Source organism: Agromyces aureus (genome assembly GCF_001660485.1).
Taxonomy (GTDB): domain Bacteria; phylum Actinomycetota; class Actinomycetes; order Actinomycetales; family Microbacteriaceae; genus Agromyces; species Agromyces aureus.
In genome coordinates, this window is record NZ_CP013979.1 from 842,441 (window position 1) to 866,669 (window position 24,229).

10 protein-coding genes are annotated in these 24,229 nt (G+C 70.9%); 7 read left to right on the forward strand and 3 right to left on the reverse strand.

What is annotated here, in order from left to right; all coding sequences use genetic code 11:
* Positions 1-77: 77 nt before the first annotated feature.
* The 3 genes from ATC03_RS03585 to ATC03_RS03595 form a co-directional block, all read right to left on the reverse strand.
* Positions 78-2,312, reverse strand: coding sequence for a family 43 glycosylhydrolase (locus ATC03_RS03585; RefSeq protein ID WP_067873192.1), 2,235 nt, complete (start codon positions 2,310-2,312; stop codon positions 78-80).
* Positions 2,306-5,200, reverse strand: coding sequence for an immunoglobulin-like domain-containing protein (locus tag ATC03_RS03590; RefSeq protein WP_067873195.1), 2,895 nt, complete (start codon positions 5,198-5,200; stop codon positions 2,306-2,308). The genes ATC03_RS03585 and ATC03_RS03590 overlap by 7 nt, the downstream gene beginning before the upstream one ends.
* Positions 5,201-5,347: 147 nt before the next feature.
* The gene (locus ATC03_RS03595; RefSeq protein WP_067873197.1) at positions 5,348-8,317 is read right to left on the reverse strand and encodes an immunoglobulin-like domain-containing protein; all 2,970 of its coding nucleotides are present in this window, start codon (positions 8,315-8,317) and stop codon (positions 5,348-5,350) included.
* Between the two features lie 230 nt (positions 8,318-8,547).
* Between ATC03_RS03595 and ATC03_RS03600 the strand changes: the two genes are divergently transcribed.
* The 7 genes from ATC03_RS03600 to ATC03_RS03630 all read left to right on the forward strand — a co-directional run bounded on the left by ATC03_RS03600 (position 8,548) and on the right by ATC03_RS03630 (position 24,071).
* Positions 8,548-11,265 carry a LamG-like jellyroll fold domain-containing protein gene (locus ATC03_RS03600; RefSeq protein ID WP_067873199.1) on the forward strand — a complete coding sequence of 906 codons (2,718 nt, stop codon included), beginning with the start codon at positions 8,548-8,550 and terminating at the stop codon, positions 11,263-11,265.
* 77 nt (positions 11,266-11,342) lie between these two features.
* Positions 11,343-15,497 (forward strand): beta-L-arabinofuranosidase domain-containing protein, encoded by a 4,155-nt coding sequence (locus tag ATC03_RS03605; RefSeq protein ID WP_067873202.1) that lies wholly within the window; start codon positions 11,343-11,345, stop codon positions 15,495-15,497.
* A 507-nt stretch (positions 15,498-16,004) separates the two neighbouring features.
* Positions 16,005-16,640, forward strand: a complete 636-nt coding sequence (locus ATC03_RS03610; RefSeq protein WP_067873206.1) for a hypothetical protein — start codon at positions 16,005-16,007, stop codon at positions 16,638-16,640.
* 97 nt (positions 16,641-16,737) lie between these two features.
* Positions 16,738-17,781, forward strand: coding sequence for a WxL protein peptidoglycan domain-containing protein (locus ATC03_RS03615; RefSeq protein WP_067873209.1), 1,044 nt, complete (start codon positions 16,738-16,740; stop codon positions 17,779-17,781).
* A complete protein-coding gene (locus tag ATC03_RS20485; protein ID WP_067873211.1) occupies positions 17,778-18,038 on the forward strand; it encodes an LPXTG cell wall anchor domain-containing protein in 261 nt (86 codons plus the stop codon). The genes ATC03_RS03615 and ATC03_RS20485 overlap by 4 nt, the downstream gene beginning before the upstream one ends.
* Before the next feature lie 64 nt (positions 18,039-18,102).
* A complete protein-coding gene (locus ATC03_RS03625) occupies positions 18,103-20,730 on the forward strand; it encodes an immunoglobulin-like domain-containing protein (protein WP_084003261.1) in 2,628 nt (875 codons plus the stop codon).
* Positions 20,724-24,071 carry a family 43 glycosylhydrolase gene (locus ATC03_RS03630; protein ID WP_067873217.1) on the forward strand — a complete coding sequence of 1,116 codons (3,348 nt, stop codon included), beginning with the start codon at positions 20,724-20,726 and terminating at the stop codon, positions 24,069-24,071. The genes ATC03_RS03625 and ATC03_RS03630 overlap by 7 nt, the downstream gene beginning before the upstream one ends.
* Positions 24,072-24,229 lie beyond the last annotated feature (158 nt).

The window sequence follows — 24,229 nt, forward strand, 5'->3', positions numbered from 1 at the left end:
GTGAGGGCGCATCGCGACGTGGGCGCCGCCGCCGGTTCGGCGACGGCGCCCTCGTGTTCGCGCTCGGTTCGGATGCCTCAGCAGCCCGTCGCCGGGTACGCGGCCGTGACGCTCAGCGAGCGGCCCGGGTCGGCGGGGTCGGCGGCCGCGACGGTCACCGTGGCCGCGGCGATCGACTTCGCACGGCTCGAGAACGACGCGCTCGCCGAGTCGGCGGCGTCGAGGGCGTACGACTTCGCGCCGTAGGCGCTCGTCGCCGTGACGTCGAGCTGCACGTCGTCGGCGTTGCGCACGGTGGCCACGACGACCGCCTTGCCCGCGACGCACCGCGTGGTCGCGGTCGCCTCGACCGCGGCGGGGGCGACCGGGTCGGCCGCGACCGATGCGAGGCGGTAGCGCTGGCAGTCGTTGTTCAGCACGCTGTACTGGTGCACGCGGGTGCCGTCGGCCGCCGCGCAGAACGACAGGTCGAGTGCCTTCAGGCTCGTGCCGTTGCGGAACTCCACGACGCCGTCGTTGCTCACGAGCACCCGCCAGGTGCTGCCGGCCACGCCGCAGGCACCCTGCGTGACGGTCGCGGAGTCCGCCGACGAACCGCCGGTGACCGAGAGGCACTTCGCGGGTGCCGAGCCGAGGTGGATCTCGAACTCGCCGTTCGCCGCCCCCGTGAAGGTCACGCCCTGGCACGCGGTGCCGGCGTACTCGCGCTGCTGCAGGATCGCGCCGTCGGCGGTCGTGCAGCCCGGGACCTCGAGCGCCTTGCCCGACGCGATCGAGGTCACGACGACCGAGCCCGCCGGGCGGAGCGCCCAGTCCTGGCCGGCCGACGCGTTCGCGGTCGACTGCACGATCGCAGCCCCCGTCGAACCCGTCGAGCCCGCCGAGGCGCCGGCCGCGTCGAGCAGCTTGCCGCTCGTGCGGTTCGTGAGCTTCGACCAGCCGCCCGTGGTCTGCGAGACCGTCCACTGCTGGCATCCGGTCGTGACGAAGGGCGTCTGCGTCACTCCGACGCCCTGCGCCGAGGCGCAGGCGTCGGGCCCGAGCGAGGTGCCGCTCACCGCGTTCACGATGCGCAGGTACCCGTCGCCGGTGGTGTCGAGCACGAAGCGCGATCGCGACGAGGCGCAGTCGCCCTGCACGAGTGCGGCGCCGCTCTCGGCCGACGGCACGGTGGCGCACAGTCCGGTGCTGCGGCTGACCAGGTTCCACCTGGCGCCCTCGACCCGGGCCGTGATCGGCGCGTTCTCGCCGCTCGGCACCACGACCGCCGTCGACGTGGCCTGCGGAACGCCGAAGTCGGGCTCACCGGCATCCGACCAGTCCACGACCTGCGCACGAGCCGATCGTTCGCGACTGCATCCGCCGTCGGCGCGGGCGTTGGCGTGGTAGAGGTTCCACGTCTCGGTGCCGTCGGGCGACTCGAAGAAATCGTTGTGCCCGGTGCCGTAGACGCCGTTCGCCTTCGAGAAGACGGGCCCGTCGCTCTTCTGCCACGAGGCCTGCACCACGGGATCGCCGCCGAGGTACTCGAGCGTGCCGAGCTGGTAGTCCTCGGTGCCGCAGAAGCTCGCCGAGTAGACGATCCAGGTCTTGCCGTTCTTCTGCAGCGGGATCGGTCCCTCGTTCACGGGCTGCCCGATGACCTCCCACGGCTCGGTGGGCTGCGACAGGATGTTGAGCGGTCCGGTCGCCGTCCACGGGTTCGACATGCGCGCGATGTAGTTGCTCTGCAGCCCGTCGGGCGCGAACGCCGACCAGGTCACGAACAGCTCGCCGTTCAGTTCGAGGTACGCGCCGTCGATGTTCCAGTCGTCGGTCGGGATCGGTCGGCCCTTGTACGTGTAAGGGCCCATCGGGTCATCCGCCGCGCTCTCGATCACCTGGAGGTGCTGCGTGCCGTAGTTGCCCGACACTCCCATCGTGTACATGAGGTACCAGCGCCAGCCGTTCGGCCCCTCGAGGCGCTGCAGCTCGGGCGCCCACATGTTGCCGTTGCGGCCCGTGTTGGTGTCGGAGTACACCGTCACGGGCTTCGTGGTGCCGAGCCCGGCGAGGGTCGGCGCCTTGCGCATGACGACCCGGTTGTCCCACGTCGTCGACACGAGGTAGTAGTTGCCGTCGTGGAACTCGATCGTCGGGTCGGCCGTGTCGGGCGCGAGCGGGTTGGTGAAGGTGTCCTCCCCGATCGCCTCGGCGGCCGGCGCCTGCGCGGCGTCGAGGGCCGTGAGTCCGGTCACGCCCCCGATCGCCAGCGCGGCGACCAGGGCCGTGTGCATCAGGTTCCGGATGCCGCGGGGCGCGCGCTTCAGCACGTGCGGCCCTCATAGGCGGCAACGACGGCCACGCCGTCGACCGTCGCCGTGACCTGCCCGGCGGGCACGGTCGCGAGGCGGCTCGGGAACGTGATCGACTGCGTCGCGCCGGCGGCGAGTGCGATCGTGCGCTCGCCGTAGGCCGAGGACACGGCGACGTTCGCGCTCTGCGATGCCCGGTTGGCGGCCTTCGCGACGAGCGAGACCTTGCCGGCCACGCAGCGCGTCTCGGCGACCACCTCGACGCCGGGCGTGACGGTCACGGTGGCCGTCACCGGCATCCGCGAGTCGTCCTGCGCGACGCCGCGCACCGTGAAGGTGCCGGGTGCCGCGTAGTCGCCTGCCGGCACGGTCGCCCACACGACGTCGGCCTGCTTCGTCGCGCCGGCGGCGGTCGTGAGCGACGCCTTCGGCAGCACCGGAGCGACACCGGCCCGCGTGGTCACGTCGATCGGGGCGACCTCGGCGACCGCGACCGCCGGGGCGTACGCCTCGAGCACCTTCTGGTACTCGGCGCGCGTCACCGGGATCACGGTGCCGTGCCGCGGCTTGCCGCCGTCGCTGTTCTGCGGCAGGTTCGCGCGCAGCGTCGCACCGAGGGGCTGCCACGAGTTGCCGTCGGCGATGTCGCCGGACCCGAACGGGATGTAGTAGTTCGGGCCGCCGTGGTACGAGGGCTGGTCGATGAAGAGGTACCACTCGAAGCCGTTCACGTCGCCCGGGTTCGACGGGAAGATGCTCGGCCCCTCGCCGCTCGAGTAGGTGCCGCCGGGCTCGCCGTTCGGCAGGCCGGTCGCGACCTTCTCCTTCACGAGCGTCCACTGGTCGGCCGCGCCGGAGGTGCCGGGCAGCGAGCCGGTGATCGTGGCGAGCAGGTTCGTCGACTTCTCCTCGCGGATGGTCATCGACGCCTCGTCCTTCGTGAAGCGGTAGAAGATGCCGTCCTGCTCGGCGACCGTCGAGTCGATCAGGCCGAGGCCCGTGCCGCGCTTGACGTCGGACCAGACCTGCGGCTCAGAGAAGGTGACGAAGTCGTCGGTCGTGGCGTAGACCATGCGGTTGTAGGTCACGGCCGTGCGAGATGCCGCGTTGGTGTCGGCGTACAGGTTCGAGGCCCAGAAGACCACGTAGCGGCCGAGCTCGTCGTCCCAGTACGCCTCGGGCGCCCACGTGTTGCCGGCGTACGGCGTCGAGACCTGGATGTGCCGCTGGTTCGACCAGTTGACGAGGTCGGTCGACTCCCAGACCTCGATCGCGAGCGAGCCCGAGAGCTGCGCGGTCGTGAAGCCGCCGGCGAGTCCGGCGACCTTGAGGTCGGTGGCGAGCATGTAGAACTTGTCGCCCTCGTGCGAGCGGATGATGAACGGGTCGCGGAGGCCGGTCGTGCCCTGCGTCGAGGTGAAGATCGGCTCGCCGCCGTTCAGCGTGTTCCAGCGCAGCGCGTCGTTGCCCTTCGAGGCGGCGAGGCTGACGCGCTCGGCGCCGGCGCCCTCGCCCGTGAAGAACGCCCAGACGTAGGCCTCGGGGTCGTCGGCGTCGGCGGGCTTCGCCGGCACGGTCAGCGCGAACGTGCGCGATGTCGTCGCGGCGCCGCTCGTCGCGGTCGCGGTGAGTTCGACCTGCGCGGAGGCCGCGGGGCGCGTGATCGTGATCGTGGCGGTGCCCGCCTTGACCCCGGTGCGCACGGTCGCGACCGCGGCGCCGTCGGTCACGGCCCAGCCGATGGCGGAGCCGTTGGCTCCGACGGTCGGCACCGAGAAGCTCGTGCGCACGTCGCCGGCCGAGACCGGCAGCGAGACGGCTGCGGCGTCGGCGTCGACCTTCGCCTGGTCCGAGAGCTGTGCGGGCACGGTCACGACGAAGGTGCGCGTCGCGGTCGCGCCGCCCGCGGTGAAGGTCGCCGTCAGCGTGGCCGTGGCGTCGGCCGAGCCGCCCGCGGGGCGGGTGACGGTCGCGGCGCCGCCGGACACGGCGATCGCCGACGAGTCGGAGGCCCATGCGATGGCCGCGCCGTGGCTCGCCGTCGGCAGCGTGAAGTTCGCGGTCGCGGTCGAGGCGACCGAGACGGCGGCGGTCGCACCGGCCAGTGCCTGATCGGCGAAGAGCTGCTGCACCGTGGCCGAGTCGAGGGCGGCGCCGTACACCGCGTAGTCGCCGACCGATCCGGCCCAGCCGTTGTCGGCGTAGGTCGAGCGGCCGAGGTACGACACGAGGTTGGAGCCGAATGACGACACGTTGCGTGCGATCGTGACCTGGCTGATCTGGGCGCCGTTGACGTAGGTCGTGAGCTTGCCAGCGACGCCGTCGATGACGCTCGTGTACAGCGCCATGCCCGTGGGCGTCGTGATGCCGGTGGTCGCCGCGTTCGTCGCGCCGGCGCCGACCTCGGTGCCCCATGGCGCGGTCGCGCTGACGGTGTTCGTCAGCGCGGACTTCACGTAGCCGCTGGGGTTGGTCGGGTTCAGCAGCCAGTAGGCGCTGGAGTAGGAGGCGCCGGATGCCACGGGCGCGCCGATGAAGGCGGCGGCGACGTTCGCGGGTCCGGTGCGGTTCTCGAGCCAGGTCGAGACGGTGAGCTGCGTCTTGCCGACGAGGCCCGCGGTCGGCACCTCGAGGTAGCCGGCGCTCGCGCGAGCGCCGCCCGGGAGCGACAGCGCTCCGCCATCGACGGTCGCGCCCGCCTGCTTGATGACGCCGTCGTAGCCGTTGCCGGAGGCGTCGGCGACGACCCCCGCCGCAGCGGCGTCGAAGGTGTAGTGGATCAGCGGGGCCGGCGCCTCGGCGGCGTCGGCGGACTGCGGGGCGATGGCCCCGACGGCGGCGAAGGCGGCGGCGGCCGCCACGACGGCGGCCCCCGTCCGCAGCTTCCGCACGAAGGTGTCGCGCATGTCACTCCAATGTGTGTGGTGGTGCGGTGTGATGGGGGCCGGTGCGTGGCGCCGCCGGTGGTCGGTGGTGTCGGCCGGTGGTGTCGGCCGGGGGACGGTTCCGGATGCCGCGACGCGTCACCGCGGCATCCGGAACCGCCCGATCGGTCAGCCGCAGTTGGCTGCGGGGGTGGGGAACGCTCCCTCGAAGGTGGACCCGTCGGCGGCGCTGCCCGTGAGGGTGAGCGTGCCGGCGGGGATCGAGGCGGCGCGCGTCGCGAAGGTCGACGAGACCGAGGCCCCGGCGGCGAGCGAGACCGTCTTGTCGCCGTAGGAGGTGTGGATCACGACGTCGGCGCGCTGGTCGTCGACGTTCTTCGCGGTGACGACGAGCGACACCTTGCCCGCGATGCAGCGCGTCGCGGCGGTGGCCTGGAGCTCGAGGCCGCCCTGCAGCTCGACGGCCGCCGAGGTCGAGGTCGCGACGAGGCCGTCGGCGTAGCCGTCGTACGTCGCGGTGACCTCGCCGATGCCGGCGGGCACGGTGGCCGTGGCCGAGCCGTCGTGCAGCGTCACCGTCTCGGTCCAGTCGCCGCCCGAGAACGTGACCGTGCCCACGACGTCGCCGCCGTCGGCAGCCTCGACCTCGGCCGTGACCTCGCGACCGTCGGCCGCCAGCTCGGTGGTCGAGGCGACGGCGGTGATGCCGGTCCAGTCGTGCATGGCGGTGAGCACCGTCTGCGGCACACTCACGAAGGCGCCGTGGCGCGGGCTCGCGGGCAGGCCGCCGACCGGGCGGACGTTCCAGTTCGCGCGCTTCGAGAGGCGATCGGCCTGCGAGCTCGACGCGATCTCGGCGCCCGTCGTGAGGAAGGCCCGGTAGCCGCCCGCGCCGTAGTTGTCGACGAGGAACGCATAGCCGTCGCCGCTCGCGTTGTTCGGGTCGCCCTCGTTGAGCTTGACGATCTCGGGTCCTTCACCGGACTGGCTCGTCTCGAGACTCGTCATGCGGGTGTCGGTGAGCTGCCAGGTCTGGGTCGGGTCGGCGCTCCAGTTCGAGGCGGTCGTCGGAGCGGTGAGCACCTTCGAACGCTCGAGGAAGATGTCCTTGCCGGCTTCGAGCGTGCCGGCGGCGCCGCTCTCCTCGTTCTTCGTGAACCGGTAGTAGTAGTCGCCGATCTTGGTGACGGTGGAGTCGATGCGGGCGTATCCGGTGTCCTGCCAGCTCGCGGGCGGCGAGGTGAAGGTCTTGAAGTCGCGGGTCAGCACGGAGAACATCCGGGCGTACAGCTTGTCGCTGTTCGTGTGCGAGGCGTCGGAGTAGAGGCGCGAGGCGAAGAACACGACGTAGGACTGCAACTCGTCGTCCCAGTACGCCTCGGGCGCCCAGGTCATACCGGCGGCGGGCTGGTTGACGGTGATGCCGGTGTTCAGTCCGTTCGTGCGGGTCCAGTGCACGAGGTCGACCGACTCCCACACCTCGATCTTGAGGCTGCCCTCGGACTGGGCGGGACCCCAGCCGGTGCCGCAGCTGATGCAGAGGTCGGTGGCGACCATGTAGTACTTGTCGCCGTCGTGCGAGCGCAGGATGTACGGGTCGCGGAGGCCCTTCGTATCGGTGGTCGAGGTGATCACCGCGGCGCCGCCGTTGACGGGCGAGAACGTGAAGAAGTCGTTGCCCGAGGTCGCGGCCTGGTAGATCTTCTCGTCGCCGTCGGACTTGAAGTAGGCGGCGGCGTAGCCCGCGTCGGGCGCCGAGCGGCCGTGTTCGGCGACCGCGACGGTGAAGGACTTCTCGACGGTGGTCGATCCGAGCACCGCGTGCGCGGTCAGGGTGACCGTTCGGTCGCCGGCGCCGTAGGCGGGGCGCTCGACGAGGCCGCCGCCCGCGAACGGGTCGGCCGACCCGACGGCGGGTGCGGTGTAGCCGGCGTCGGTCGGGGTGACGAGCGCCGGGTCGGAGGACGTCCAGGTGATGGCCGACCCGTTGACGGAGCCCTTGGTGACGAGCGGCAGGTTCTCGGTGGTGCGCGTGGCGAGCGAGATCGCGTCGAGGTCGGCCGACGGCGAGGCGGCGAGCACTGTGAACGCGAAGGTGATGACCGTTCCGGTCGCGGTCGTGGCGGTGACCGTCACCGGGGTGTCGGCGGTGACGGTGCGCGAGACGACGCCCGTGTTCGAGATCACCGCGGTGCTCTGCGAGGCCCAGGTCAGGGCGACGCCGTTCGAGGACGCGGGGAAGGTCAGGTTGCGCGTGACCTGCGAGGCCGAGGGGTTGGCGCCGAGCACGGTCGGCAGCAGGTCGGCCCGCAGCAGCGCCTCGTTCGCGGCGGCCTTCGCGGCGGCGGTCGGCATGCTCGCGGCGACCTCGGCCTGGCTGAGCGAGACGTCCCAGAACTTCACGTCGGTGACGTCGGCCTGCACGAGCGCGTCGCCCGTGTAGAGCGAGCGGCCGAGGTATCCGAGGGTCGTGCCGGTCGGGATGATCGAGCTCATCGCGTACGTGTGGGTGGTGGTCGAGATCTGCACGCCGTCGCGGTACAGCGTGAGCGCGTTGCCGTTGCCGACGAGGGTCAGCGTGGAGAAGCCGGGGTTCAGGCCGCCGCCGTTCGGCAGGCGCACCTCGCCATTGGCGGTGGCCGACTTCACGCGGATGCCCGAGAGCACGGCGTTGCTGTACGCGGACTCGCCCGATCGCGGGTTGACGAACACGTGGTTGCCGAGCGCGGTGGTGTTCCAGGCGCCGACGCCGTCGCCGATGACCCAGCCGAACTGGTTGGTCGCGGTCTGGGTCGCGACCGTGTACTCGACGGTGAACGCGTTGTCGGTGCCGGTCACGAGCCCCTTGGGGAGGGCGGCGTAGCCGTCCTTCTTGAACCGCAGCACGGCGTCGCCGCCGGCGTCCGCGAAGGAGGCGTCGGTGAAGCCCGTGAGGGTGGCGTTGCGCCCGTTGCCCGAGATGTCGAGCAGTTGGTTGCCGGCGTGCGTCATGTCGTAGTGCGCGGTCGCGGGGGGCGGCTCGGCCGCCTCGGCCGCGAGCGGGACCGCCAGGCACAGACCGGTGACCAGAGCCCCGGTGAGGGCGGCGGCGAGCAGTCGCCGCGACCTGGATGAGGGGAGGAGGGCGGACGGGTGCATGGTTCTCCTTGCAGTCGCCGTTGACGAGGATTCCGGCGAAGTGCGCCGGATCGGCAGAATGTTACCGGACACATTTCGAGTTGCCAAGGGTTTCGAAGCAAAGAGAAATCCTCACGATGAACCTCTGGCGTGCCGTCTCGAGGGTGTGCTACGGTCTCGCCGTTACCGGTAACAATGGCTTGTCGCCGGACCCAGCCCGTCAACGAAGCCGAAGGCTCGAGGAGCTCTCAATGTCGAAGCACGCCGTCATCACCCGCGCCCTTCGCGCCGGTGGCCTCGCCCTCGGCGCCGCCATCGCGGCCGCCGCGCTCGTGGCCGCGCCACTCGCTGCACCCGCGCCGGCCGACGCCGCGACCGGCGCCGCAGTGCCCGCAGCGGCCGCCGCACCCGCCGCCCCTCGCGACGGCCTGCTGGCCGAATACCTCTTCACGCAGACGACGGGCGCCAGTGTGCCGAACTCGGCCGGGGGAGCCTCGACGGTCGGCGCGGCATCCGTCGTCAACGGCACCGACGCCCTCTGGACCGGGTCGTCGCTGAAGTTCACCGGCGGCGCCAAGACCAGCACCGCCGACTGGGTGCGCCTGCCCGACGGCCTGCTCTCGGGCAAGCAGTCGGCGACGATCACCGTCGAGACGAAGTTCGACGCCTCCATGCTCACGACCTTCAACTTCCTCTGGAACATCGGCAGCGACAGCACCACCTCGTACTTCTTCGCCACGATGCGCGACAAGGCCCGCACCGCGATCACCACCGCGAGCAACGGCGGCGAGGCGAACGCCAGGGCCACCGCCTCGCTCGCCGCCGATCGCTGGTACAGCGTCACGACCGTGCTCGACGGCGCGGCCGACACGCTGGCGTTCTACCTCGACGGCGTCAAGGTCGGTCAGATCGCGACGACCCTCGAGCCGTCATCGATCACGACGCAGACGGTCAACGCGATCGGTCGATCGCCGTGGCCCGACCCGTTCTACAAGGGCGAGGTCTCGGCGTTCCGTGCCTACGACCGGGCGCTCTCCGCCGCCGAGGTCGCGGCGGTCTCCGACGCCGACGCCGGCGCGCACGCCTCGACCTTCGCGGCGAGCGCTCAGGCCGCGCTCGACGCGATCCAGCCGATCGCGCTGACGGATTCCTCGATCACGCTGCCCACCTCGTCGGCCGCCGGCCTCAGCTGGTCGGCACCCTCGGCCGGGCTCGCGCTCGGCGCGAGCGGCACCACCCTGCAGGTCGTGCAGCCGGCACCCGGGTCGCCCGCGGCGTCCGGCACCGTCACCGCGACGGCCACGGTGCGCGGCGTGACTGCCTCGAAGCAGATCGCGGTGAGCGTCTCGCCCGCCGCGGAGGCGACGGATGACTACGGCTACCTGCTCGTGCACTTCATCGAGGACTCCGCCGGCTACGCCGAGAAGATCTACCTCGACGTCTCGCGCGGCGACGACCCCGAGCAGTGGGACCCGCTGAACGACGGAAAGCCGATCCTCGCCTCGCAGCTCGGCACCACCGGCATCCGCGACCCGTACCTGACCTTCAACCCCGAGACGAAGACGTACTACATCATCGCGACCGACCTGCGCGTGTTCGGCGGCGACGGGGGCTCCGGCTCGTGCACGAGCTGGTGCTACTGGACCAAGAGCGCCAGCACGAAGCTGCTCGTCTGGGAGTCGACCGACCTCGTGAGCTGGGGTGCGCCCCGCAGCATCGACGTCTCGCTCGACGCGAGCGGCGCCGAGGTCGCCGAGCTCGGCATGGCCTGGGCGCCCGAGGCGACCTGGGTCGACGACTACTACCCCGACGGCCGCGGCGCGTTCGTCATGTACTGGGCCTCGAACGTCTACCAGAACCCCGAGCACACCGGCACGAGCTACAACCGGGTGCTGTGGGGCGCCACGACCGATTTCACGCAGGCGACCTACGCCTACGGCGGGCCGTTCGTCGACCCGGGTGCGAACGCGATCGACACCACGATGATCCAGGACGACGGCACGACCTACCGCATCACGAAGGACAACGGCCTCGGCAAGGGCATCTACATGGAGTCGACCACCGCCGCCCGCTGGTGGGAGTCGGGCACCACGTGGACGCAGCTCCAGACCAAGATCGGCGCGGCGTGGGCCGGTGGCAACGCCGGCGGCGTCGAGGGCCCCGCGGTCTTCAAGAGCCACAGCGAGGACCGCTGGTACCTCTACGTCGACGTGATCCCCTCGACCGGCTACCGGCCGATGACGACCACCGACCTCGACGCCGGATGGATCCAGCTGACCGACCCCGGCTTCTACATGGCCCCCAGCACCAAGCACGGCGGCGTCATCTCGCTCACCAAGGTGCAGTACGACACGGTCAGGGCTTCGGATGCCGCGACGGCCGTCTCGACCGACCTCGGCTCTGTCGAGCTCGCCGAGGGCAGCGACGCCGGTGCGCTCGCCGACGCGCTGCCCGAGACCGCAGAGGTGCGCCTGGCCTACGACCGCGGAACGGCGACGCGACCGGTCACGTGGGACGCGGCATCCGTCGACCTCACCACTCCCGGCACCTACCCGGTCACCGGAACCGTCTCGACGTTCTCGGCGAACCTCGACACGTGGACCGGCGCCGGCGGGTCGACCGCCTGGAACGCGCCCGATCGGGTGCTCTCGAGCAGCCGGGCCATCACGGTCGGCGCGACCGTCGTCGTGACCGCGGCGCCCTCGGCCCCAGCGTTCACGGTGCAGGCCGAGACCCGGTGCGTCGCTGGCAAGGCCGTGCTCGTGAGCCAGGTCTCGAACACCGGCGACGCGGCGGCCGAGATCTCGGTCGTCACGCCGTACGGCTCGAAGACCGTCCAGGTCGCCGCGGGCAAGACCGCCAGCCAGACGTTCAGCACCCGACTCGCCTCGATCCCGGGCGGCGACGTCGTCGCGACCTCGGCCACGGGTTCGAAGACGGCGGCCTTCGCCGCACGCGCCTGCAACTGAGCCGCACCGGGGTGCCCTCCCGGACCCCGCACCGCACCTGACCTGCACCTCCTGATCACTCCGAAAGGACACCTCCCATGGTGAAACTGGCACGCACCGTCGCGCTCGCCGCAGCCGGGGCCCTCCTCGGCGGTCTCGTCACCGCCTCGGTCGCCCCTGCGGCGCTCGCCGCACCCGGCGACCTCAGCATCGAGGCGTCGAAGGTGCTCGAGCTGAAACTCGACGGCGACCTCGCCGACACGAGCGCCAACGCCGCAGCCGTGAGCCTGCAGCGCGGTGCGGCGGCCTACGGGACCGGCATCGACGGCCAGGCCTTCTCGTTCAACGGGTCGACCGCGCTGAAGCTCGGCACCGCCTCGTACCTGCAGCCGCAGGACCTCACGGTCTCGTTCTGGTACAACCCCAGCGCGGCGATGAGCGCCGAGCAGGTCTTCGCCTGGAGCAAGACGGTCTACAACTCCGACGGGTGGTACCTCACCTCCGAGAGCAACACGACCCCGCTCGCGCTGTCGATCGGGCCCTCGAGCGGGCAGCCCTACAAGGTGGCCGTCGACGCCGACCGGGCGAGCTTCTTCCCAGCCGGGCAGTGGACTCACATCGTGGCGACCTACGACCACACGACGAAGGCCGTCGCGTTCTACCGCAACGGCGTGCAGCAGCCCACCACCGTGAAGACCCCCGTGAGTGCAACGGCCTCCGGCGTGCTCGGCGCCGAGGGCACGAGCACCAAGACGCTCGGCTACAACGGCCCGAACTACAACGGCTCGTACCTGAAGGGCCTGCTCGACGACTACGCGCTCTTCAACGGCGTCGCGACCGTCGCCGACGTCGTGACCCTCACCAAGCGCAACAACCCGGCGTTCGACCCGGCCGCGGTCGCGCAGTCCGACCTCGATGCGATCTCGCTGCCCGAGAGCACCACCGTCGACTTCGGCGTGCCGACCGTCGGTGCGAAGGGCAGCACGATCTCGTGGACCTCGTCCGACGAGACGGCGATCTCGATCGACGGCGGCACGGCGCACGTCACGCGCCCCGAGGGCGCCGCGGCCGAGGTGCACCTCACCGCGACCGCGAGCTACGGCGGCAGCGACCAGGTCACGCGCGGGTTCGAGGTCGTCGTGCAGCCGGCCGGCGAGGCGATCTCGCAGTACCTCGACGACGCGGGCCTCGAGAACGTCACGGTCGCCGACGGCTACCTCGAGAACGCCAACACCAAGACCATCGACTACCTGCTGAGCCTCGACCCCGAGAAGTTCCTCTACTCCTGGTACGTGCAGGCCGGCCTCACGCCGACCACCTCGAGCGGGTACGGCGGATGGGAGCGCTCGACCGGCACCCGCTTCCAGGGGCACTTCTTCGGCCACTACGTCTCCGCACTCTCGCAGGCCTACGCCACGACGACGGATGCCGCGGTCAAGGCGCAGCTGCTCGCCAAGCTGACCGCGGCGGTCGACGGGCTCAAGCGCTGCCAGGACGCCTGGGCCGCCGCGAACCCGTCGAGCGCGGGCTACGTGGCGCCCTTCGCCCTGAGCGCCCTGCCCAGCGGAAAGGACGGCCTCCTCGTGCCGTTCCACAACCTGCACAAGGTGCTGGCCGGGCTCCTCGACGCCCACGCGTACGCGCCGCCCGCCGTCTCGACGAAGGCCCTGTCCGTGGCATCCGGCTTCGGCACCTGGGTGAAGAACTACGCGGCGTCGCTCTCGAACCCCGCCGTCATCCTGAACACCGAGTACGGCGGCATGAACGAGGCCCTGTACGAGCTGTACAGCATCACGAAGAACCCCGTGCACAAGCGCGCAGCCGAGTACTTCGACGAGGTCACGCTCTTCCAGAGCCTCGCGAACGGGCAGGACGTGCTCAACGGCAAGCACGCCAACACCACGATCCCGAAGCTCGTCGGCGCGCTCAAGCGCTACACGGTGTTCATGGACGACCCCGACCTCTACGCCACGCTCACCCAGGCCGAGAAGGACGCCCTGCCGATGTACCGCACGGCGGCCGAGAAGTTCTGGCAGATCGTCATCGACGACCACACCTACGCGAACGGCGCGAACAGCCAGTCGGAGCACTTCCACGGCGCCGACACGCTCTATCAGTTCGCAACCAACGGCGTCACCACGGGCTACGGCGAGAACTCCACCGCCGAGGGCTGCAACGAGTACAACATGCTGAAGCTCAGCCACGCCCTCTTCGCCGTGACGAAGGACGTGAAGTACGCCGACTACTACGAATCGACCTTCATCAACACGATCCTCGCCTCGCAGAACCCCGAGACGGGCATGGTCACGTACTTCCAGCCCCAGACCTCCGGCTACGCGAAGGTCTTCGGCACTCGCCTCGACCAGTTCTGGTGCGACCACGGCACGGGCATCGAGAGCTTCACGAAGCTCGGCGACTCGATCTACTTCACCGACGCGACATCGGTCTACGTGAACCAGTTCCGCAGTTCGGAGTTGCGCTCCGAAGGGCAGAACCTGCGACTGGTGCAGACGGCCGACGTGCCGGCGAGCCCCGACGTGCACCTCGAGGTGAGCGCGCTCGACGGCGGAGCGGTCGCCGACGGCACCGTGCTGAAGCTGCGCGTGCCCGACTGGGTCGCCTCGACCCCGACGTTGACGGTCAACGGCGAGGCTCGGGATGTCGCGGCGCTCGAGGTCGACGGCTACCTCGAGGTGCCGGTCGTCGCGGGTGACGAGATCGCCTACACGCTGCCCGCGGAGGTCGCGATCGACGACGACACCGAGAACCCGAACTGGGTCGCTTTCACGTACGGACCGGTGCTGCTCGCGACCGAGCTCAGCCGCGACAACGTGAACGCCAGCTACACCGCCGGCGTGCTCGTCGAGATGAGCGTCGCCGACAAGTCGCTGAGCTCCGACGTGATCGTGGCCGACGCCGACGACTGGAAGGCGAACGCGGCGACCAACATCGAGCGCATCGCCGACGGCGAGAACGCGAACGGCCTCACCACCATGCGGTTCAAGCTGCACGGCGTCGACCAGACCTCGGCCGCGCTCACCTTCGAGCCGTACTACAGCCTGTACGACGCCCGATACGCGACGTACATGACCCTGGTCGAGCCCGACTCGGCCGAGGCGCAGGCGCTCATCCTCAAGGGCAAGCAGCAGTTGCGCGTGGCCGAGACGACGATCGACTCGCTCACCTCGTTCGACGACAACAACAGCGAGGCCGACAAGAACTACAAGGTCTCCAACTCGACCGTGGGCGTCTACAACGGCCAGGGGTTCCGGCACGCGCCGGCCGCCGCCGGGGCGTACTTCCAGTACGACATGATCGTCGACCCGTCGCTCCCGAAGAACTACCTGGGTGTGCGGTACTACGGCGGCGACAACGGCCGCACGTTCGACGTGTACCTGAACGACGTGCTGCTGAAGCACGAGACGATCACGAACGCGGGCGGCGCCACGAGCTGGTACATCCGGTACGACCAGATCCCGCAGTCGATCCTCGACGGCATCGCGGCGAAGGACAGCTACAAGCGCGACCAGGGCGGCCAGTACGTGCTCGACGGGCACGGCGCGAAGGTGCCCGTCGTGACCGTGCGCTTCCAGAGCAACGGCACGAGCTTCGTCGGTGGTGTGTTCGGCGTGTACACCTCGTCGTCGAACAGCTACGGCACGTCGGCCGAGCTCGCCGGGCTCGGCGTCGACGGCGGCACGCTCTCACCGGCACTGGCCGCAGGTCGGCACGAGTACACCATCACCGTGCCGCTGGACGCGACGAGCGTGAAGCTCGACCTCGACCCGGCGACGCCGAGCGGCCTCGTGTACGTCGACGGGATCCTCATCGACGATTCCGAGCCCCGCACGGTCGCCGTCGCGGCGGGGGCGACCCCGACCACGACGATCGTGAAGTCGTACGCGCAGGATCACACGACGAACGTCGCGTACACCCTGCAGATCGTGCGCGCCGCGCCCGAACCCGAGCTGGCCGTGACCGCCGAGGCGTCGGCGCGCTGCGTGGCCGGCAAGGCCGTGATCGTCGTGAAGGCCACGAACGGCGACGACGTGCCGGTCGAGCTCACCGAGACCTCCGCCTACGGCACGGCCACCGCCGCGCTCGCCGCGGGCAAGACGGTCTCGAAGACGCTCTCGACCCGCACCGGCTCGATCGGCGCCGGCTCGGTCGCTGTCGTCGCGACCGGCTCGATCGACGGGCGGACCGTCACGACCGAGGTCCCCGCCGCATACCCCGCCCTCGCCTGCGGCTGATCAGACCCGGCGGCCGTCATCGCGCACGCGGTGGCGGTCGCCGCACCACCTCCCGATCGAGAAGCACCACGAGGAGCGCGACGAACCATGACACCAACGAGACGACTGCTCGGGTTCGGCTGGTACCGGTCACAACCGCCCGTCGAGTCGTCTCCACGGCGGGCGGGGGAGCGCTCGTCGACCCGCTCGTCCGGGAATGCCGCAGCCGCTCCGGCGCGCAGTTCCGCGCGGGATGCACGTCGATCGTCGTCGCCGACGCGCGCCTGCGGCGCGGTCGAGGCGAGCTCGATGAGCGGACTTCGCAGATGCCTTGACGGCATTCGACTGCATGCCTATCCTGTAAATGTTCCCGGGAACATTCCGGGACCGAATGCGACCCCTCGCCGGGTCGCCACCGGCAACGGCGCCGACCTCGGTCGTCTCTCGAGCCACCCAAACGAACGTGACAGCCCCCTTGCTGCACGACGATTCGGCTCGGCGGAAGTCGACCGAGAAACTGGAGGAATCATGATCAGCAAAGGTGCTGCAGCGCGTTGCGCGGCGGGGATCGTCGGCGGGCTCATGCTCGCGAGCGTCGGGAGCCTCGCATTCGCGGCCGACCCCGGCGACAGTTCGGGCGTCGACGTGAAGGTCGACATCGCGGCCGTCGAGAACGGCGCGTTGAGCCTCACGGTGGACGACACCGAGACGACGCTGACCGAGGGCGGCTCGACCGCCGCGTACCGGCAGTTCACCGGCACGCTCCCGACGGTCACCGTCACCGACACCCGCGACGACGTGCCCGCGGGCGTCTTCTGGTACGTCACCGGACAGGCCGGCGACTTCGTCGGCACCGCCGGGCAGCCGAACATCCCGGCGACCCAGCTCGGCTGGTCGCCGGCCGACGTGCTCGACGGCAGCGGCGAAGTGGCCTCGGGCGGCGAGGTCGTCCCGGCCTCCGACACCCCGACGCAGCCGGGCAACAACACCGGTCTGGCCAGCGGTGAGGACTTCCTCTACCTGGCGCTGGACTCGGCGGACGCGAAGGCGGCACAGGGCTCGTGGTCGACCACCGCAGACCTCAAGCTGAAGACCGCGGCGAACGTCGCCCCGGGCAGCTACTCGTCACTGCTCACCCTGTCGCTCTTCGAAGACACCTACTGATCCGCCGCGGCCGGGTCGATGCGACACCATCGACCCGGCCGCAACCCCTCGCCCCTGAACCGACCGGACCGGGGCCCGCTCCACCCCAGGACTCGCCATGACCCGCTTCCGTTCCCCCTCCGCACTCGCTGCGCTCGTCGCCGTCGCCGGCCTTGCCGCGGGGCTGGCCGGCGCTGCACCCGCGGTCGCGGAGGAGCGTGCGCCGGTGTCGTGGTCGGTCACGCCGGCCGACGCGACAGGCCCCGACGGCCGCGTCTCGGTCGAGCACCCCATCGATCCCGGAGCCGAGGTGCAGGACCATTTCGCGGTCCGCAACCTCGGCGAGGAGGAGGTCGCGTTCCGCCTCTCGGCGGCCGACGGCTACTACAACGACAACGGGCGCTTCGACATGCTCCCGTCCGACCAGGAGTCGACCGATGCCGGCACCTGGATCGACGTGCCCGAGAGCGTCACCGTTCCGCCCGGCGGCACGGTCGTCGTCCCGTTCACGATCACCGTGCCGGAGAAGGCCGAACCCGGTGATCACGCCGCCGGCATCGCGGCGTCGGTGCTGTCGGTCAAGCAGGGCGACGGCGCGGGTGTCGGCGTCGAGAGCCGCGTCGGATTCCGGGTCATGACCCGGGTCACCGGCGCGCTCGCCCCCGCCTTCTCGGTGACGAACGTCGTCACCGACTACAACACCTCGTGGAACCCGATCCGCCCCGGGAGCATCGACGTCTCCTTCGATGTGGTCAACGAGGGCAACACCCGGCTCGCGGTGGCCGGCGTGCTCGAGATCGCCGGGCGGAGCATCGCCTTCCCGGCCGAGAACGAGCGCGCGCAGGAGGTCCTGCCCGGTGAGAGCAGGTCGTTCTCGCTCGCGGTCGGGCAGGTCTGGCCGCTGCTCGCCCTGCCGGGCGAGATCGAGCTCGCTCCGACCGTCACCACCGCCGGCGGGGAGCAGACGACCGTCGCACCTTCGTCGATCGGCGTGTTCGTCTGGGCCGTTCCGTGGCCGCAGCTGCTGGTCGTGCTCGGCATCCTGCTCGTCGTGATGGCACTGCTCTGGCGGCGCGGTCGGTCCAGGCGCCGACTCGACGTGCTGCTCGAGGAGGCTCGCGAGGAAGGGCGCCGAGACCTGGCGCTGGAAGGGCGGAAGTGATCGGGGGGTCGCTGCGGCACCTCGAGCTTGGCCCGGTCGTCGGAGGGGGAACGACGATCGACGTGCCCGACGGCGTCGTGATCCGCGTCGACATCCTGCCGCTCGACTGCCTCGGGCATTGCGATCCCGGATCGCTCCCGTCGACGGGAGCGGCCGGCGACCTCATCACCTGGGTCGGCGCACTGCTCCTCGGTGGAGCGGCGCTGCTCCTCATCCCGGTCTTCACGCGGCATCCGATCGGCCGCGCGCACCGCTGACCGTCCCTGCTCCAACATCCGTCGGGTCCGGCTTCGGGCACGACCCCGCTCACAGGAGGTTCTGATGGTTCGAGAAGGTACGCCGCGCACGCGGCGCGCAGGCAGATGGGTCGCGGGTGCGACGAGCGCCCTGTTGGCGGCCGGAAGCCTGGCGATGATCGGCCCTGCGGCCTGGAGTGCGGAGCCGGCATCGACGCTGGCCTCGTACGACTTCTCCGAGGCCTCGGGCACCGTCGCCCACGACCTGTCCGGCGGCGGCCGCGATGCGACCGTCGTGGGCGGGGAGGCCTGGCGCGGCGGATTCATGCGCTTCACGGGGTCGAACCACGTGAAGCTGCCCGACGGCCTGCTGGCCGGACGGTCGGCGGCCACGATCGTGATCGAGACGAGCCCGACGGCGCTGTCGGGCGCCAAGTTCCTCTGGAACGTCGGCGGCTCGGGCGAGGGCGCCACCGGGCAGTTCTTCATCCAGCCGGTCGCACCGCGCCTGGCGATCACGAAGACCAACTGGTCGGGCGAGCAGACGGTGACGTCGGCGACGAAGATCGCCGAGAACCGGTGGCAGTCCGTGGCCGCGACGATCGCGAAGAACGCCGACGGCACGACGTCGACGCTGCGGCTGTTCATCGACGGCGTGCAGGTCGCCGAGAAGACGAACTCGACCGTCAACCTGAGCGACCTCGCGACCCACACCATGAACTTCATCGGCAAGTCCGCGTACGCGGCCGACTCGCTCTACCAGGGGGACGTCTCGGCGTTCCGGGTGTACTCGGAGGCGCTGTCCGCGACCGACCTCGCGACGATCGCGGCGACGGATGCCACGGCAGCCGCGGCCGAGACGGCGGCGGCGCTCGACCTGGCGGCCGTGAACACGCAGGACCTGTCGAAGGTCGAGACCGGCCTCGTGCTGCCGACCGCCGGAAGCGTGACGTGGACGTCGTCGCCGGCGGGCATCGTCGCCGCCGACGGCACGGTCACCCAGCCGGCATCCGACACCGAGGTGACGCTGACGGCGACCTCGACCGTGCGCGGCAAGACGGCGACGAAGGCCTTCACCGTGACCGTGCTCCGCGCACCCACCGCCGCCGAGGCGGCACAGCGCGACCTCGACGCGATCGCCCTGCCGTACGCCGACGACGTGCGCTCCGACCTCACGCTGCCGACGGCCGGTCCGCGGTTCGGCTCGGCACTCTCGTGGAGCTCCTCGGCCCCGGCCGTCGTCGACGTCGTCGGCACCGGCACGGTCGCCCCTGGCGTGGTGACGCGTCCCGCGAACGGTGACACGCGCGTCGTGCTCACCGTCACGGCGTCGAAGAACGGCGTCACGGCGACCCGTGACATCCCGCTCACGGTGCGCAAGGCGGTCGAGCTCGCGAAGACGACCGACTACCTGTTCGCGCACTTCACCGGCACCGAGGGTGCCGCGAGCGACGAGCAGATCTACTTCGCGACCAGCCGCGACGCGCTCACCTTCACCGACACCCGCGCGAGCGGCAACCCGGTGCTGTCGCTCGCGAAGGGCCAGGGCGACGGCGGCGTGCGCGACCCGTTCGTGGTGCGCTCGCCCGAGGGCGACCGGTTCTACCTCATCGCGACCGACCTCAGCATCTATTACCGAGGCGGCTGGGGCTCGGCCAACGCGACCGTCACGGGGTCGAAGGACCTGGTGATCTGGGAGTCGACCGACCTCGTCAACTGGACCGAGCCGCGCTTCGCCGACGTGGCGAGCAAGATCCCGAACGCCGGCATGGCCTGGGCGCCCGAGGCCGTCTGGGACGAGGTGACGCAGCAGTACTACGTCTTCTGGGCGACCCGGGCCGACGGCAACACCGAGCTCGGCGACAGCGTCGACATGTACCTGTCGACCACGCGCGACTTCCGCACCTTCTCGACCCCGGTCAAGTGGATCGACCGACAGGGCTCGATCATCGACACGACCGTGATCAAGGTCGGCGACTGGTTCTACCGGGCCTCCGGCGACGGCCAGATCACGATCGAGCGCTCGAAGAAGCTCGACGCCGTCACGACGTCGGCGACGGCGAAGACGACCGGCACCGACCAGGAGTGGGTGCTCGTCGGCACGCTGCAGTCGATCCTGAGCGGCAGCGGCACGTGCGCCGGCGGGCTGAACTACACCGGCGCGTGCCTCGAGGGCCCCGAGTTCTTCGCCTACAACGACGACGACCGGGGTGCTGCGGCCCAGCTCTACGGCCTGCTCGCCGACCAGTACGGCACCGGACGCGGGTACCTGCCCTTCCGCACCACCGACCTCAACTCGACCTCGGCGTCGGTGTGGTCGAAGGCGACCAACGTGAACCTCGGCACCCTGAAGAAGCGCCACGGCGGCATCATGCCGATCACCGCGCAGGAGTACCAGCGGGTCATGTTCCACTACGCGGGCGTCGGCACGAACCCCGACCTCGCCGTCGAGGCCACGGCGACGTCGAGGTGCGTCGCCGGCAAGGCGAGCCTCGTCGCGACGGTGAAGAACACCGACAGCAGAACGGCGGATGTCACGGTCGAGACCGCGTTCGGCACCAAGACGTTCGTCGGGGTGCAAGCGGGCAAGACCGTCTCGCAGGCCTTCTCCACCCGCACGGCGTCGATGGGCGCCGGAACGGTGGGCGTCGAGGCGACGGCCACCGGAGCGAGCTTCGCCGGCAGCGCCGCGTACGAGGCACGCGCATGCTGAGGCGGGGGCGGCTGCTCGCCGGCCTCGTGGGCGCGGCCATGGTCGGCGGTCTCGCGGCCGCCGCACCGGGGGTCGCGTGGGGCGCGGAACCGGCGTCGCTGCTGGCGTCGTACGACTTCTCCGAGACGTCGGGCACGGTCGTGCACGATGTCTCGGGCGGCGGCCGCGATGCGGCCGTCGTCGGGGCGGCGGCCTGGCGGGGCGGGTCCATGCAGTTCACGGGCTCGAACCACGTGAAGCTGCCCGACGGGCTGCTGGCCGGCCGCTCGGCGGCGACCGTCGTGATCGAGACGAGCCCGACCGCGCTGTCGGGCGCCAAGTTCCTCTGGAACGTCGGCGGCTCGGGCGACTCCTCGACCGGGCAGTTCTTCATCCAGCCGGTCGCACCGCGCCTGGCGATCTCGAAGACGAACTGGTCGGGCGAGCAGACGGTGACGTCGGCGACGAAGATCGCCGAGAACCGGTGGCAGTCTGTGGCCGCGACGATCGCGAAGAACGCCGACGGCACGACGTCGACGCTGCGGCTGTTCATCGACGGCGTGCAGGTCGCCGAGAAGACGAACTCGACCGTGAGCCTGAGCGACCTGACGACGCACGCGCAGAACTTCATCGGCAAGTCCGCGTACAACGGCGACTCGCTCTACCAGGGCGGCGTCTCGTCGTTCCGCGTGTACTCCGAGGCGCTCACCGCGGCCGACGTCGCAGCCGTGGCCGTCACCGACGCCACGGCGGTCGCCGCCGAGGTCGCCACGGGCATCGACCTCGCCGGCGCGAACGCGCAGAGCCTGACCGCGGTCGAGTCCGACCTGGTGCTGCCCACGACGGGCGGCGTGACGTGGACCTCGTCGCCTGCGGGCGTCGTCGGCGCCGACGGCAAGGTCACGCGTCCGGCATCCGACACCCAGGTCGCGCTCACCGCGACGGCCACGGTGCGCGGCAAGACCGCGACGAAGGCGTTCACCGTCACGGTGCTCGCCGCGCCGACCGCGGCCCAGGCCGCGCAGCGCGCGGCCGACGCGCTGCTGCTGCCGTCGGTGCTCGAGCAGGGCTACGTGCTCCCGATCACCGCGCTCGGGCTTCCGGTCGCGTGGTCGCACGTGTCCGGTGCCGGCACGGTCGTCGGCGGCGCCATCGCCGACGCGCCGGCGAGCGGACTCGAGGCGGCGACGCTCGAAGCCGTCGTCGGCACGGGTTCCGACGCCGCGACGGCTCGGATCGACGTGCGCATCGCCGAGGCATCCGCCCATCGCATCGCCGCCTACACGACCTCGAAGAACACGCGCGGCGGCGACGACCCCGAGGTCACGCGGTCCGCGCACCTCGCCCTGAGCGCCGACGGCACCGCCTACACGGCCCTGAACTCCGGCACCGGCGTGGTGTTCCCGAGGGTGACCGGCATGACCGAGACGGCCAACGGCGTGAAGCGCTACCTCGCGAACCCCTACGTGTTCCGGCTGAAGGGCGAGGAGGGCTTCGGCCTCATCGCGCGCCGCGTCGACGCCGCGGGTACCGGTGACGCCTCCGGTGCGCTGGTCTTCACCTCGCGCGACCTCGTCGACTGGACCGAGCTCGACCTGCTCGCCCTGCCCGGCCTGGCCGCATCGGGCGCCGTCTCCGCGGAATGGGACGCCCGACTCGACGCGTACCGCGTCGCGTGGGCCGGCCCGGCGGGATCGACGCTCACCGGCAGCACCGAGGACCTCGCGTCCGTCGCCTACCTCGGCGCCGGGCAGCAGCCCGCCGGCCGCATGGGCGGCATCGCCGTGACCTCGTCGGAGACCGCGTCGATCATCCCGCTCACGGCAGCCGAGGCGCGATCGGCGGAGCAGCGGCTCGGCCGGGTGCACAACACCGGCGTGCAGGCGCCCGAGCCCACGACGGTCGAGGCCGGCGGGGCGCTCGACCTGCCCGCGAAGGTCACGGCCGAGTACTCCGACGGCGGCACGCACGAGTTCCGCGTCGACTGGAACACGGCGGGCGTCGACACCACGACGCCGGGCGAGTACCCCGTCACCGGAACCCTCCAGCGCACCGACGCGATCTTCCCACTCATCGCGAGGCGAGCCGACCCGCACATGCTGCGGTACACGCTGCCGAACGGCGAGAAGACCTGGCTGTTCATCGCCACCGACGACAACGGGCAGGACGAGTTCTTCATCCGGCAGTCCGACACGATCGCCGGCATCGCGACGGCGGCCGACAACAAGATCCTCGGCCTCGGGCTCTCCGGCTCCGGCCAGGTCGGCTCGCAGCTGTGGGCCCCCGAGCTGCACGTCGTCGACGGCGAGCTCTACATCCTGTTCGCCGCCAACCCGAACAACGTCAACGGGTGGAACGGCGTGCAGTCGTACACGATGCACCTGAAGCCGGGCGGCGACCCGCTCGTGCGCACCGACTGGGACGCGCCGCAGCGCGTGGTCGACGCCGGCGGGCAGCCGCTCACGACCTACGGCGCCGGCATCACGCTCGACATGACGCACTTCGAGGACGCCGGCACCGACTACGTCGTGTGGTCCGAGCGGGCCATCACCCCGGTGACCGGTCCGGCCGTGCTGAAGATCGCGAAGGTCGCGCCCTCGGCGAGCGGGTCGTGGCAGCTGATCGGCGAGCGGAGGACGATCGCGTTCCCCGACCGCGGTTGGTCGGACAACACGACCGAGGTCGTCGAGGGGCCGTTCGTCATCCAGCGCGACGGCAAGGTCATGATCACCTTCTCGGGCTCGGGCGTCGACTGGACCTACGCGGTCGGCCTCGCCACGGCGGAGTCGGGCGACGACCTGCTCGACGCGGCATCCTGGAACGTGCGCAACTCGCCGATCTGGACCTACGAGGGTGCGAACACGAACAACTGGGGACCAGGGCACAACTCGTACACGTACGACGACGACGGCAACCTGCTCAACGTGTTCCACGCGAAGACGACGCAGAACGGCACCCGCGACGCGGGCGTGCGCATGGTCTACTTCCGCCAGGACGGCAGCCCGATCCTCGACATGACCGACACGGAGTGGCTCGCCACCGGAAACCGCACCGTCAGCACGACGGTCGTCGTCGAGGCGCCCGAGCAGCCGGCATTCTCGGTCACCGCGCAGACCCGGTGCGTTGCCGGCAAGGCGACCCTGGTCGCGACGCTCGCCAACACGGGCCCGGGGCAGGTCGACGTGCTCGTCGAGTCCGCGTTCGGCCAGAAGCAGCTCGCGCTCGCGAGCGGCAAGGGCGCGTCGGCCACGTTCAGCACCCGCACGGCCGAGCTCGGCGCCGGACAGCTCACGGCGAAGGCGACCTCGGCGGGCGGGGTCGCGAAGACCTTCATCGCCGCGTACTCCGCACGGAACTGCTGATCTCGGGATCGGTGCGCCCACGCGAGCGTTCGGGTGGGCGCGCCGACCGGATCGGCACTGGATCGGCGGCCCTGAACGAATAGGCTGTCCCCGTCGGCCGCTCGTCGAGCGGCCGACGGTCGGCGGTGCTGCATCGGGGGACGTGAGCGACGACGATT

Excerpts from the sequence above, each read along its gene's own strand:
- ATC03_RS03630 (WP_067873217.1), top strand. The coding sequence starts at position 20,724 with ATGCTGAGGCGGGGGCGGCTGCTCGCCGGCCTCGTGGGCGCGGCCATG.
- ATC03_RS03605 (WP_067873202.1), top strand. The coding sequence starts at position 11,343 with ATGGTGAAACTGGCACGCACCGTCGCGCTCGCCGCAGCCGGGGCCCTC.
- ATC03_RS03595 (WP_067873197.1), bottom strand. The coding sequence starts at position 8,317 with ATGCACCCGTCCGCCCTCCTCCCCTCATCCAGGTCGCGGCGACTGCTC.
- ATC03_RS03625 (WP_084003261.1), top strand. The coding sequence starts at position 18,103 with ATGGTTCGAGAAGGTACGCCGCGCACGCGGCGCGCAGGCAGATGGGTC.
- ATC03_RS03600 (WP_067873199.1), top strand. The coding sequence starts at position 8,548 with ATGTCGAAGCACGCCGTCATCACCCGCGCCCTTCGCGCCGGTGGCCTC.
- ATC03_RS03590 (WP_067873195.1), bottom strand. The coding sequence starts at position 5,200 with ATGCGCGACACCTTCGTGCGGAAGCTGCGGACGGGGGCCGCCGTCGTG.
- ATC03_RS03610 (WP_067873206.1), top strand. The coding sequence starts at position 16,005 with ATGATCAGCAAAGGTGCTGCAGCGCGTTGCGCGGCGGGGATCGTCGGC.
- ATC03_RS03615 (WP_067873209.1), top strand. The coding sequence starts at position 16,738 with ATGACCCGCTTCCGTTCCCCCTCCGCACTCGCTGCGCTCGTCGCCGTC.